Genomic DNA, 13,781 nt, shown 5'->3' with positions numbered 1-13,781 from the left:
CGATGAGACTTAACCGTACTGTCTTCGCAGGTTTAGCAGGCCTCTGCCTCCTGCTGGTTGGCTTAATCTCGATTGTGGGCCTCAATCTGGCTCGGGCGTCAGACCCCATTCCAGAGGCGGTCTACGACTGCCTGCCTCTCCAGACCCAGGCCACCAAACTCTGGGGCCTTGTTGAGACAGCCTCCGGCAGCTATCTCCTAATCGGGGCTGGTGAAGGCGAGACCTACCAGGAGGTATTGATTTACCTGGACACTCAAGCCGTCTGCCGGTCTCTGCTGCCGGAGGATGACCCGGTGCTGAGTCACTACATCCCCCTAAACTTGGCCCGTGAGTTAGCCCTCCAGCGCTACACCCAAGTGCTGCAAGAACAGGGCGGACGCGATGCCTACCAGCAGCAGCTAACCGAGTATCTAACGGCAGCCCCTGAAGGTACCCGCAGCCAGTTTCCTGAGGAATACCTTTGGGCGCTGGAGGAACTAGGCATTGAGCTACCGCCCAATAGCTATGAGGTGCTGCGCTGATGCGTTATTTCACTGAGGAACCCTCAACGTTGGGGCAGGTGGATTCCACCTCAACTCAGTCAATCTCTCAGTTGGTAACCTCACTCCAGTCCCGCCAGGGGCTCACCCTGCTCGGCTGTGCGGTGCTGATTGCTGCCTTCTCCCTGATGAGCCAAGGCAAGAAAGGTAAGCTCGCCACCAGTCGCTTTGGTGGCAGCCCAGAGAAGTCCGCCGCCCGCAAGCGTGCGGTACGGCAGATTCAGGAACACAAACGCAACGCGGTTTCTCTCTACATCGGCAAGCCCACTCGCAAGAAAGACGTTAAATCCCTTTATCTGCCCGACCTTCAGCGGGGCATTGCCGTTTGCGGTGGGCCAGGCTCCGGCAAAACCTTTAGCGTCATTGACCCACTGATTCGCTCCGCCCTCGACCAGGGTCTGCCGGTGGCCATGTACGACTTTAAGTACCCGACCCAAAGCGCTCGCCATGCCGCCTATGCCGCCAAGCTGGGCTACGACGTGCGAGTGCTGGCCCCCGGCTTTCCTGAGTCCGAGGTGTGCAACCCCATCGACTTCCTCCGCAGCGAGTCCGATGCCGAGATGGCCCGGCAAATTGCCACCGTGCTCAACAAAAACTTTCGGCTGATGACCCAGAGCACCGAAGACGGCTTCTTCGCCGCTGCAGGCGATCAGCTGACAGAAGCCCTGTTAATGCTAGCCAAGTCCACCCAGTACCCCGACATCATGACCGCCCAGGCGGTGTTAGGGCTCACCAATCTGGGCAACCGGGTGGCTGCCGCTCAAGGCATGAACAGCTGGATTCGGGTGTCTTTCAACCAATTGATTGGGGTCAAGGATGCCGAGAAAACGGCCAGCGGCATCGTGGGCAGCGCCAGCGAGACCTTTACCCGCTTCATGAAAGAAGGGGTGTTGGGGGCTTTCTGCGGCCAAACCTCTATCCCCTTAGATCTGACCGGCAAGCAACTGCTGATTCTGGGGATGGATCGGGAGCGACGGGATGTGGTGGGGCCACTGGTGGCCACCGTGCTGCACATGCTGGTCACCCGCAATGTGGCTCAGCGTCGGCAAGATCCGTTAGTTGTCGCCATTGACGAGCTGCCCACCCTCTACCTGCCCACTCTGGTGCAGTGGCTCAACGAAAACCGGGAGGACGGTCTAGCGGTCATCCTAGGCTTTCAAAATCTGGTGCAGCTAGAGAAAACCTACGGTCGCGAGCTGGCCCGCGCCATCTTGGGGGCCTGTGCCACCAAAGCGGTCTTCAACCCCCAGGAATACGAAGCGGCCCGCATGTTCTCAGACTTTCTGGGGGATGAGGAAATTCAGCACAAGCAAAAATCGCGGAATCGCGGCGGCGGCAAATCCAGCACCACCATCTCTGACCAGGAGCGCACCCGCAAGCTATTTGAACCCAGCCAGTTTCTACGCCTACCGCCGGGTAAATGCATTTTGATCAACCCCGGCTTTACCTCCCATGGGGAAGCGGGGATTCCTATTCAGCAGGCGATCAAGATTCCTAAAGCCGATGTGCAGGCCAGCGAGGGGAGCGAAGCCCTATGGGCCAAAATCCATGCTCGCCTGGTGCGCCGCAGCCCGCAGCGGATGCCCACTGCCGCTGATTTAGAAAAGCGGCGACAGATGGTGGAAGCGATGCTGCCGGAGCCCCAGGCCCCGGTCAACTCGGCCTACCCCGACCCCGCTGGCCTAATCGATAAATACAGCAGTTTGCTCTAGGAGAAACCCCGATGACGACAACGATTCAATCCCCTGATCTCATGCTGGCGCAGACCCTGCGGGCGAAGCTGCCTGTGGATACGGTCACCGCCCTGCTGGCTTACCCCAACATCGCCGCTGATCTGGCGTTGGTGTTAGATCAGCCGCCCCTGGGTGCGGACTATGTGCCCCGCGAGATTGAGTTGCTGTACGACGATGTGACGGTGTTTCACTGGCGGGATGGCCGGATTCATGCCCAGTGCGCCGATGTGGATATTGACTATACGCCAACCCTGGTGGAGTGGCTGATCGATGGCGACACCGCCTACTTTTCGGTTCAAGGGCTGGAGGTGATTAACCGTATCAAAGTCATGCCCCTGATGGAGTTAGAAGGCCTAGACCCCCTAAAGGAGGAACCATGCAAGCCGTAGTAAACCCTGGCGAAGCGAAACAAATCGAGCAGGATTATGCTCACACCACCCTGGCCTCTAGCGAAATGGCAGCGGCCACGGCTCAATCAACCGCCGAGGCTGTACAGGCCTTTATTCAGATGCTGCGCGAGCGGCTTCAGGCTGCTCGACAGAAGGAGCAAGACCCGGAAACTGAAGCACAGGACGCTCAGTCTGAGGATGCTGTAGATTTGCCCCAAGCCGTCGCTGAGCCCATCGAAATTAAGATGGGCCGTGAGATTGTCTACCGCGAGGGCTATGCCGATAAAGACCCCGTTAACAAGCTCAATGCCAACACGCTGAAGCTGCTCCAGGCGGCGGTAGATGCGCCTCCGCAGGCGGGCGCTGAGGCAACTGCTGGGGCCAAAGGGACGATCAACATCAAGGCCGGAGATGAACTGGTTTATCGGATGAGCAAGGGGGCAGTTGAGACCAACCGACTAGAGCCAGATCCAGTTGTTCAGGCGGAAGTACCTCAGGCGGAAGTGCCTCAGGCGGAAGCCTCCCATGAAGAGTCAATAGCAGCCGTTCCGCCTGGAGTCGGGGATGCTGTGTCTCCCGCTCCTATGCCCGTGTCTTCGATCAAAGCAGCAGCGGAACCCAAGGTGCCCCTACTCCAGAAGGTCGAGCCTGCCCTGTCTTTGGTAGAGCCAGAAAATTTACCACCCGCTAGCCAGCCTGCGCCTACCCGAGTTGCAGCTCAGCCCCTGGCCATGGCCTCGCCCAGGGCAGTCTCCATCCTCAACGTGATGGAGCGCCAGAACCAGCAGGTGGTAGAAAAAGCCACCCAGAAATGGATGCAGCAGACCACTCGGGTGATGCGGCGTTCGTCCCAGCAGTTAACCGAGCGGGTGGTGGCTCTGGCTGTAAATATCCGCCGTCGGCAAGTCGCCTCCACAGCGGTGGATTTGCTCCAAAAGTACGGGACTGCCTACAGCTCTGGCCGAGGCTTCTATGTAGCGGAGAACTACGTGGTCAGCTCCAAGGGCCGCATGGTCACTGTCTCAGACCGCGAAGGCATCGAGTTAATGACGGCTCGCAAAACTCGCTGGGGGCTAGACATCCTCAAAAACGACATGGTGGTGTCCCAAGAGGCAGACTTTATGAAAGCCCGCCAGCAGATCCAGATCCAGGGGGTGGATGGTCTGTCCCCAGAGCCTCCCATGCGGGTACGGCAATTGGGCAACCTTGCACCAGCGGGCGACATGGGCATCACCCGTGATCTCACTGCCCTGGCTCTGGCTAAAACCGCCCGCAAACTGCTCGATGTCACCGGCAGTCGCCCCAACGTGCAGGGCAAGCGAGTGTTTCAAGGGGGCAGCCAGTACCGGATTGAGGAGACCCCCAACAGCCTAAAAATTCAGGCGGGAGAGCGGGGGGCAATTCTCAGCATCGACAACGGCAAAATCAAATCTGATCTCACGTCTAAGGACATAGCCTACTTTCGCTTTATTGATCGGGAACTGAGCCAGGACTTGCAGCTCCACCAACCAGCAAAAGTGACACCCCTGAACAGCCGACAACGCAGCCGCGCCGTGGGCATGGCCATGGGTGAGTAGGAATGGTAGAAGACGCCCAACAGCAGCTCGTGAACCACTTCACCGCCCACTTTCTGGGGGATGAAGGGTTTACGACAATCACCGCCGCCCGGCAACAGGCGGCGTTGGTGTTGGGCACGCCGGTCAACCCCGGCACGGCGCTGGCGAAGCAGGTGGATGAAGCGGTGGAGGGGGCGCTGGTGCGAGCAGCCCAGGGGATCCTTCAAACCTCAGCCACCCCCCGCGACGCCTATGAGCGGCTGGTCGAGTTGCATAACCGACAGCCAGCCCTAAATGTGCGCTCCTCCACCAGCGTTTTGCAGCAGGCCTACAGCACGCCGATTCCCATCGCGTTTTTGGCCTCTACCCTGGCTGGCATTACCCCCGAGACCATCGTCTACGAACCTTCTGCTGGCCATGGCGCATTGCTGGTGGGAACTGACCCCACCCAGGTGACCGTCAATGAACTCAATCCAGACCGCGCCGCTGACTTGCGGGCTCAGGGGTACATCGTCACGGAGTGGGATGCGGCGGAGTATCAGCCGGAACGTCTGCATGACGTGGTGATCGCCAATCCACCCTTTGGCGCGGTGCGAGATGCTCAGGGGCAACGTAAACGGTTCAGTTTGCCCGGCAACCTGCGGGGAACGACTCAGATTGATCAGGCGATCTCGTTTCAAGCTCTAGGGGCGATGAAGGACGATGGTCGCGCCGTGCTGATCCTGGGCGGCAAGCTGGGGGTGGATGAAGAACTGCGGTCTGAGCGCTACAACAGCCTGGAAAGTCGAGGTTTCTTCTATGCCCTATATCAGCAGTACGCCGTTACCCAACACATTTCTATCTGGGGTGACCTGTACCGCAAGCAAGGCGCGGGTTTTCCGATTGATCTGATTGTGATTGAAGGCCGAGGACAGTCTGAATGCCCGTTACCGGCTGCTGATGTCCCGGTTATCTACAAATCGTTTGCTGAACTTAAGGAGTTGATTCCCCATGAACCTATCCACCACGCCCGTTTCTCCCTGGACGTATCCATTCATGACCAGCCAGTACCCCAGCTTTCCCAACCTCTGGACGCTGGAGGGCCTGGGAACACTGTTCATCGTCAGGGTGCCACCAGCGCTAGAGCAGCTGAGCGAAGCGACTTACCTGCAGCTGATGCAAACTCGGCTGGACAGAATGATTCAGGACTCGGTCTCGGAAACCTCCCAAATCGAGACGCAACAAGGGCTGGCCACGACTCTCAGCGAATTGGACTGGGCTCAGGAAATTCCGATACTGGAGCCGGACGAGGAGCCGGACTTGGCTCTGGAGTATTGGCGGCAGCAGTGGGCGGAGACCTTGATTCGGAGCAACTGGCGGTTTCAGGAACGACTGGGCCACTACGGGGGGATCTTTCCGGTAACGCCCGTAACCCCCAGCTACCCGGATTACCTGGACTGGATCAGCCTGCACGACGAGACCACGCTAGAGGCGTGGCTGGCCGAACTGAGCCTGTAAAACCTCACTCAGAACTCACCATGAATACTCCTCTTTCAACCGGCGAGGCTGTGGCACCGTCGGCAGACACGTATGATGTCCAGCCCCGGCAGGTGGTCTATGTACCCAAGAGCAAGGGCTTTTCGACTCAGACCCTGATTCCCTTCAACATGGCCAGTGCGGCCCAGCAGGCGCTGGAGCACTTCGAGCATCACCACGGCGACATTGATGAGTACCTGGCCACCCGACTGGGCTATGGTTCTGTGTCCGAACTCCACGGCTACTTCAGCGCTGAACAGGTCGATGCCTCGGCCCTGGCGATCAGCAACATTGAGCGGGGGGCGGGGTTCATCACGGGCGACCAGACCGGCATCGGCAAGGGCCGCATCTGTGCCAGCATCATGCGTTACGCCCAGCAGCAGGGCAAGATTGCGCTGTTCATCACCAAGGACAAACCCCTTTACGCCGACATGATGCGGGATGTGGGGGATATCGGGATGCGGCGGTTTACGCCCTTCATTACCGATAGCGGCACCGAGATTCCCTTGGCCAATGGCGCGGCATTGAAGACCGCTGGGGCCGCCAAGCAGCAGGCGGAAATGCAGGCGATGATTCAGCAGGGCAATCTGGGCCGCTACAGTGCCGTGTTTACCACCTACAGCCAGCTTCAGACGGTAGGAAAGAAAGAACCTCTGCGCCGCACCTTCCTGAGGCGGATGGCTCCCAATGCCATCTTGATTCTCGATGAGGCCCACCAGGCGGGGGGCAGCAAGGGCGGGTGGAAGGAAGCTGGGCCACCCGACCGGGCCGACTTTGTGCGGGAGTTGATCGATCTGTCGTCGGGGGTGTTTTATTCCTCGGCCACCTACGCCAAACGGGCCGAGGTGATGGATCTCTATGCCCGGCGTACCGATTTGCGGTTGGGTGTTAGCAGCATGACGGCGCTGGAAAATATCCTCACCCGTGGAGGTGTGCCCCTCCAGCAGATTGTCGCCAGTAAGTTTGTCGCTTCGGGGCAAATGCTCAGGCGGGAGCGCTCCTATGAGGGCATTTCGTTTCAAGCCAAGACGGTGCCGGTGGATCGGGAGGTAGCGGACGACTTCTCGGCGGCGATGCGGGCGATTAAGGACTTTGACCGGGCGAAGCAGAAGGCGGTCAAGGCGATCAGTAATGAGGCGAAGGCGGAGGCTAAAGCGTTAGGTGAGGATGGAGCGATTGGCGAGGTGGGAGCCAGGAGTACCAACTTCACCTCGTTGATGCACAACTGCATTGAGCAGGGATTGCTGGCCCAAAAGGCGGATGCGACGGTTGAGGAAGCCATTGCGGCCCTGAATCGGGGCGAAAAGCCGGTAATTACCGTGGCCAATACGATGGGCAGCTTCATCCAGGCCTATGCGGAGTCCCGTGATTTGAGCCCTGGGGACGGGATGAACTTGTCCTTTGGGGATCTGCTGGAGCGGTATCTGGAGCGATCTAGGGACGTGGTGGTGACAGACTACCAAGGCCACTCCACTCGGCTGCGACTCAGCGATGAGCAATTAGGCGGCGATGCCGTTCTGGCCTACGAGGAAGCGCTGGGCTGTATTCAAGAGTCCGACTTCAGCGGCATTCCCATCAGCCCGATTGACTACATTGAGCAGCAGCTAGAGCGGGCAGGCTACCGGGTTACCGAAGTCACCGGGCGGACGGCGGGCATCGAGTATGGGGCCGATGGATCTATGGCCTACAAAGTGCGACTGGGGGAGGAAAAGAAGGCCAAGGGCAAGATCGATGCCGTGGCCCGGTTCAACGCCGGGGATGCCGATGTCATTCTGTTGAACTGCTCGGGGTCTACAGGGATTTCGCTCCATGCCTCAGAGAAGTTTGCTGACCAGCGGCCTCGCCACATGATTGTGGCCCAGTCGGAGCGGGACATCAATGTGTTTATGCAAATGCTGGGACGGGTGCATCGCACCGGACAGGTGGCGCTACCTGCTTACACGCTGCTGATGGGAGATCTTCCAGCGGAAAAGCGTCCAGGAGCAATTCTCTGTCGCAAGATGGCGAGTCTGAATGCCAACACGACAGCGGCACGGGAGACCGATATCTCGCTGAACACCGTCGTAGATTTCATGAACCCCTACGGCGAGCAGGTGGTGACGGAGCTGTTGGCGGATGACCCAGACCTCAATGCCAAGCTAGATTTCCCCGCTGCTCAAATCGGGAACGATGCCTCGGATATTGCCCTGATCAAGAAGGTGACAGGGCGGATTCCGCTATTGCCGATCGCTGAACAAGAAGCCGTCTACAGCCTGATCGAATCGGAGTACCGCGACCTGGTGGATCAGGCCAGGGCGATGGGGGAGAACATTCTGGAGGCAGATCAGCTGGATTTGGAGGCCAGGCCGCTGGCTCGGATGGAGGTGATGGCCGATGATAGCGAGATAGCCAGCGAGTTCACGGGGCCGGTGTATCTGGAGTTGGTGGAAGCGAAGAGTGAGAGCAAGCCGCTGACCCAGCTCCAGGCGATCAATGCGGTTCGCGAGTCGGTGGGGTTGGCGGAGGTGAATTCGGTAGAAGCCCATGACCCAGATACTCTGGCCACCCAGGCGAGGCAGCAGGTGGCGGCGACAATTACCGAGTTGGAAACGCAGACGAACCAGTATCGGCAGGCGGCAGTGGCCCAAAAGCAAGACAGTAAGGCGATTGAAAAGCTAAATGACCGCATTGAACAGCAGCTCACGCATGTCTCTGGCGTGCTGGAAACCTTCGTTCCAGGGACACCGCTCCGGTTGGTGACCCCGGCTAGCAAAACTATTCTTTACGGGGTGGTTGCGGGGGCTGATGCCAAGAAGCGATCGGGCAGTCCAGCGGCACCCAATCGCTGGAAGCTCAGAATTCTGGTCGCTGATTCAGCGAGGCAGATTACGGTGCCCTTCTCCAAGTTCAACACGGGTCGGAGCGGATCGCTCGATGCCACGGTTCAATCCGAAGACTGGTTTGGCAATAGCGTCTATTCCCTGTTCGACATGCAGCAGGAGGCGGGGCGGGTCAACCGGCAGATCTTCACCGGCAACCTAATTAAGGCGTTTGAGAAGTATTCCAACGGCAAGCTGGTGAACTACACCGACTACCGAGTCGAGGTCTGTCAGGGGCTGATCATGCCCAAGGGCTTTGATATTGAGTCGGAGCTGACCAAAGAGCCAGTGGCGTTTAAGGAGCCGCAGCAGGTGTTCAGGTTCCTGACGGAGCTGACCAACCGGAAAGGGACGGTGAAGACCCTCGATGAGTTGTTGTTGCTGAAGCCGCAGCAGGCGGGGGAGGGGTTTACTCTGCAAGCGCCGAAATCGAAGGAGTCCGGCGGGCGGTACTACCTCGATGAAGAATTAATTGCAGCGGCGGGGTCGGATTTTTATTCGGTCGCCGATCGCATGGAGGTCGTCATCCCACCAGAGCGGTTAGAGCGGGTGCTGGGAGTGGTGATGCACCAGCGGAACTATACCCTGGCGGCATTTGAGTTTAAGGAGGTAGCGCGGCAGTTGATGGGGGTATCATTGCCAACGTTGGAGAAAGTGGAGGTGGAAGCGGTCAAGCCCCCGGTTGTTTCTCAGCCGGTTGTGCCTGCAAGCCAACCCAGGTCAGAGCCGACAGTGGAAAGGCCTGCGGTCGAAACTCCGGTGTCCCCGCCCGTACCCAATCACCCCCCGATGGGTCAACTGGAGAAACGGATTCTACGGTTTTTGAGGAATGCCGGGATTGAGCAAGACGTCATGGCCTCCCAAGACTTTCACCTGCGAATTGAGAATGAGCCATTCATTCCGTTGGTGGTGGAGCGCCAGGGGGATGAGCTGTACCTGACCCATTACTTGACCCAGAACGGGGATATGTTCATCGACTCGGAGATGGTGTTTCGGGTGCGGGGCGAGGGGCACATCGAGTTTAAGGAGACGGCGGTGCAGAGTCTGCGGGGTGGGGAATCGCGGATTCCAGATCGCGCCTTTGCCCAGATTTTCTCCAAAAACATAGTGCAGCAGGGGTTTGCAGAATCGGCAAAAGCCCAACTCCAGGCCCAGGCGGAGCCCAAAGTTGAGGCGGTTGAACCTGAAGAGGATCGCGCCTCGATGCCGAGTGATATGCGGCAATATTTGGAGGTAAAAGACCAGTATCCCGAGGCGATCGTGCTGGTGAAGTCGCCAGATGACCGGTTTTATGAGGCATTTTTTGAGGGCGCTCAGCCCTTGATCGAGCATCTGGAGATGATTGGTACCAGCATGGAGTCTGGGGTGAAGGAACTCGGACGGGTACGAGTGGCAGGGTTTCCGGTGCAGAGTTTGCACAAGTATTTGGACAGGCTGACCCAGCAGGGGGAGGTGGTGATTGCGGAGGTAGAAGGGGCGATCGCCGTCCACCCCCATCAACGCCCAGAACCAATCCTGGAAGAACCAGCCCCAGCTCCTGTCGAACATATTCCAAAGCCCCAGTCCTCAGCACCAGCGGTTGAAGAACCTGAATTTCAGGTACAAAACCTATTTGACCTCGACCAGTTCAATGGGGCTCACCAAAATGGACATAAGGAGCGCCAGACTGCCGATCCAGCCTGGACTAGCGTGGCGGAACAACCTCAACCAACAGCGCCAGCATCAGAGGTTATTACAGCGCAGCCTACGGGATCATTGATAGCGCCTACGGTTCCAGAAGTAGCTGACAAGAGGCAACAGGCAAATAATGGAGCCCCGGAGTCCCCAGAACCGTTACAGCATTCAGCCTTAGAAACCCTACGCGACTGGTACCGAGCTGCCCGCGATTTGGGCCACGACCCACTGCACCTGGAACAGATCAAGCAGTTAGGCCTCTCAGCCAAACAAGCCAATGGCAACGGCTTTGACCTCGCGCCAAACCTACAGCAGTCGATGGCTCAGGATCTAGCCCAATATCGGGCATTGCAGCAGCGCGGAGAATACGTGGCCCAAGCTTCCCAGAAAATTTTGTCGGTGATCGGGCAGACCCGAGGCCCCCATACCCAGTTTCGTGGCAAAGTTTATGAACTGAAGCAGACCGCTGACCGGCTGACCGTCCGCCGAGTGACGCCTCAACCCCAAACCATTTTGGAAATGGCCCAGGGAAAAATTCAGTGCACGGTAGTGACGGCTGAAGACTGCCAGCGGTTTCAGCGATTTGTGCAGCGCCTAGAATCAGACCGTGTGCCCACCCCGACCTCAGTAGGACTTGAACGATGATGACCCTGGCCCCCTTGCCCGCCGACTACCGCCCCCAGTCCATCGTGATCTTGTGCGATGGGCAAAAGGCCGTGCATGTGGAGGGCAACGAAATGCAGCTCGATGTGGAGTGGACAGCGGAGTGCGAATCCGATCGCCTGGAGATGTTTTGGGATGGGGTACTGGTCTATGCCCTGGTGAACCAGCAGATCACGGTCAACCGATTGGAATTGGTCACTGGCGCTGTCCACCCCATGGAATGGATCTTTCAAACCCCAGCGAGCCAAGCCGATGAACCCAGTCCTTCGAGCCACGTTTGATTGGCTCCGGGAGCAAGGGTTGCCGCCGCTACCCGTTGCCCCAGCCCAAGACCCGACGCACTACCCAGCCCGAGATCGCGATGGCAGCCTGAAGCGCGACAAAGACGGGGCTCTGGTGCCCGCTTTTACCGGCAAGAACCCCAGTTTTTTGGATCAGCGTGGAATTCCTCACCTGATTCGGCATACCCAGTATCAGAATCGGTTGCCGACTGCGGCAGAGCTTCAGACCTGGTTTGCCCACCCTGATAACGGCATTGGCACCTTAGGTGGTTGGCACAATATTATTTGGATTGATGTGGATGTGAAGCAGTTTGAGTCGCAGCAGGCCTGTGATCAGCGGATTGCCGATTGGCTGGGCCAATCCCTGCTCTTACAGCAAACCTTTACCGAGCGTACCCACAGCGGCGGCTGGCGGTTGGCAGTGCGGGCTCACGAAAAGACCTTTACCAATTTCTCGCTGGATGGGGTGGGCGGCCACCACATGGGGGAGGCTCTGGGGCAGGGACGCTTCACGGTGCTCGCGCCGACAACTGGCCCGAGTGGGAATGCCTATGTCAATGTGCAGCGGGTGCCACCGGTTTGGGTGGAGCGGCTGGATGCAATCGGGCTGTATCCGGTGAGTGGTCGAAGAAAGCAGAAGCCATCCCGTCAGGCTCGCCCCCTAATTCAGTCGCAGCCTGCCCAACTGGGAGTCTTGCGGCTGGAGGAGCTGGCCGCAGCGAAGGCCCAGGCGGTGCTGCATGGAGATAGTCCGTTGGAATCGCGATCGCACTCGCTGACCTTTGCGCTGCGGGAGTTCTACGGGTGGGAAAACTGGACCGCTCAGAACCGGGTGCCGATTAGCGGCAATGCGGAAGAGCTGGCGCGAGCGGGTGGAGCAGCGTTAGGTATTGATGAAGATCGCATTGATCGCATTATCCAAAGTGTTCCAGATCCAGCAAACTGTTCTCCTGCTGTCGTCTTTACGGATGGCGAAGTCAGTGCTTGGAAACGTGTCTGGAAATTAGACCAACAAGCCTATCGTGATTTCTGCCCTAAAACAATTAAGCAAGATATTGTGGCATTTGCTGAGAAAACCTATGACCAGCTTCGGCAGTCTAGGTCGGCAAACAGCTATCAGCGTCAACACGATACCGGCTCTAAGGCAGTTGTGTCGGGAGGCCATGGCAATCAGAACATACTTACTTTATCTGCGGAGATTGAGGTATTTGCGAATTATGCCTGGCAGATTCTAAATCACACCAGAAGTCAATCGACTTCCTATAAAGATTGTTCTAGTTCAGAAAAGCCCAAGCAGTATGTACAGGGGCGAATTTACCAAATAGCAGCAGAAGGACAAGAGTTGACTGTCAAGGCCCAAGGACGGGGAATAATTCTGCGATCGCAGGGTAATGTGATTGCCTCATCGAAGCTGACTATGTCTGATTTGAGCCGATTTCGGGCTGAAACGGTGCGCCTTTGCCGCAAGACATGGGTTAGTCCCATGCATTCTCGTCCTATGAATACTCGAGAGCTAGAGTAAGAGGGATAGGATGATATCCGGAATCTGAAAAAAAGAATAACAGGGCACTGGCAGCAAAGATAGCAGTAGTTTGAGTGATGACAACGTATAGGTGCTGTCAAAAAATGGCTAGCTTCTGTTGTCCCAGGCTTTGTCCGATAGGAGATCTCGCATGATCAAATTTGCTTGCGCTTACTGGTGGGCGATTGTAGCCACATTAAGATGCCACTAATTAGCAGCGTCAAGAGACCCAACGCATTTAGAAATGGGTAAACAAGATCTAGATTGATTTGACCAAATTTGCCCCGATGCAACTCTAAAAGCCAAAGAAAGTCGTTAGCACGATCGCTCGCGACAGCTAGTTGAAACAACATTCCGGTTGTCAACGTCAACAATATCGGCAGTATCATCACTGGAACCAGGGCTCGATGTAGTTGTCGCAGACGAGCTTGATTAAATTTCATAGTCAAAGATAGCTATATGTCCTCAGACCAGAACGATAATACGACTACCACCAAGATCAAGATCGCAGTCGTTTCTTCAGAGACGCTATCAGAAAGGGGCCTGCAATAATGACTCCCAGCAAAGATTCTCCTAAGCCTATAGAAAACCCTTCAGATACACTCGCACGGGAAACGGGTTCTGATGGGGATGCCTGAGTCACTGGAACTTCCTGTTTGGGCGCTTCACTGCCAGCTTCCATGGGCATGTCAGAGGAAGCATCTGCCGCTGCTTCAGACGATGGCATATGATGTTCTCCTGCAGCTGGAGTGGCGGTCTGTTCAGCCTCATCACCATGGGAGCCAACATGAGCTAGAGCCTTCCGAGTCAGCAGCAACTGTGTACCTTGGGCCGTAGCACCGATTCCAGCTATTTTCCAGGACCGATTGTTGTTCTGAGCCATATATAAACTCCTTTACCTGTATATCGTTACACACACTTTACTAACCAGTACAGATCTTGTCTGTCGCTGCTAGATCATGAGCTTGCAGTCATGCCTTATCAAATATCAAAGCATTAACGGAATACCCCATTTGCCAGCCTCCTGCGAAACCGTTCGTACAGAGCTTTG

At 57.2% G+C, this 13,781-nt stretch carries 7 protein-coding genes; all 7 read left to right on the top strand.

What is annotated here, in order from left to right; all coding sequences use genetic code 11:
- Window positions 1-2: 2 nt before the first annotated feature.
- From IQ254_RS00595 to IQ254_RS00565, 7 genes are read left to right on the top strand one after another with little or no spacing between them, the layout of a single operon-like run.
- Window positions 3-521: a hypothetical protein gene (locus tag IQ254_RS00595; RefSeq protein WP_193963218.1), complete on the top strand. Its 519-nt coding sequence runs from the start codon at window positions 3-5 to the stop codon at window positions 519-521.
- Entirely contained in the window at window positions 521-2,251 is a 1,731-nt protein-coding gene (locus IQ254_RS00590) for a type IV secretory system conjugative DNA transfer family protein (protein ID WP_193963216.1), read from the top strand. Before IQ254_RS00595 ends, IQ254_RS00590 begins: the two co-directional genes overlap by 1 nt.
- Window positions 2,252-2,262: 11 nt before the next feature.
- Complete coding sequence (locus IQ254_RS00585; protein WP_193963215.1) at window positions 2,263-2,661, top strand: hypothetical protein; 399 nt, start codon at window positions 2,263-2,265, stop codon at window positions 2,659-2,661.
- The gene (locus tag IQ254_RS00580) at window positions 2,649-4,238 is read left to right on the top strand and encodes a hypothetical protein (protein WP_193963214.1); all 1,590 of its coding nucleotides are present in this window, start codon (window positions 2,649-2,651) and stop codon (window positions 4,236-4,238) included. The genes IQ254_RS00585 and IQ254_RS00580 overlap by 13 nt, the downstream gene beginning before the upstream one ends.
- Before the next feature lie 2 nt (window positions 4,239-4,240).
- A complete protein-coding gene (locus IQ254_RS00575; protein ID WP_228039852.1) occupies window positions 4,241-10,909 on the top strand; it encodes a strawberry notch C-terminal domain-containing protein in 6,669 nt (2,222 codons plus the stop codon).
- The gene (locus tag IQ254_RS00570; protein ID WP_193963213.1) at window positions 10,906-11,208 is read left to right on the top strand and encodes a hypothetical protein; all 303 of its coding nucleotides are present in this window, start codon (window positions 10,906-10,908) and stop codon (window positions 11,206-11,208) included. Before IQ254_RS00575 ends, IQ254_RS00570 begins: the two co-directional genes overlap by 4 nt.
- Window positions 11,180-12,730, top strand: a complete 1,551-nt coding sequence (locus IQ254_RS00565) for a bifunctional DNA primase/polymerase (protein WP_193963212.1) — start codon at window positions 11,180-11,182, stop codon at window positions 12,728-12,730. Before IQ254_RS00570 ends, IQ254_RS00565 begins: the two co-directional genes overlap by 29 nt.
- The last annotated feature ends 1,051 nt before the right edge of the window (window positions 12,731-13,781 follow it).

Source organism: Nodosilinea sp. LEGE 07088 (assembly GCF_015207395.1).
In the GTDB taxonomy this organism is placed as follows: domain Bacteria; phylum Cyanobacteriota; class Cyanobacteriia; order Phormidesmidales; family Phormidesmidaceae; genus Nodosilinea.
This window is presented reverse-complemented; position numbering and strand designations above follow the sequence as displayed.

Coding starts and splice junctions, on each gene's coding strand:
- IQ254_RS00595 (WP_193963218.1), top strand. CDS start 3: ATGAGACTTAACCGTACTGTCTTCGCAGGTTTAGCAGGCCTCTGCCTC.
- IQ254_RS00590 (WP_193963216.1), top strand. CDS start 521: ATGCGTTATTTCACTGAGGAACCCTCAACGTTGGGGCAGGTGGATTCC.
- IQ254_RS00585 (WP_193963215.1), top strand. CDS start 2,263: ATGACGACAACGATTCAATCCCCTGATCTCATGCTGGCGCAGACCCTG.
- IQ254_RS00580 (WP_193963214.1), top strand. CDS start 2,649: ATGCAAGCCGTAGTAAACCCTGGCGAAGCGAAACAAATCGAGCAGGAT.
- IQ254_RS00575 (WP_228039852.1), top strand. CDS start 4,241: ATGGTAGAAGACGCCCAACAGCAGCTCGTGAACCACTTCACCGCCCAC.
- IQ254_RS00570 (WP_193963213.1), top strand. CDS start 10,906: ATGATGACCCTGGCCCCCTTGCCCGCCGACTACCGCCCCCAGTCCATC.
- IQ254_RS00565 (WP_193963212.1), top strand. CDS start 11,180: ATGAACCCAGTCCTTCGAGCCACGTTTGATTGGCTCCGGGAGCAAGGG.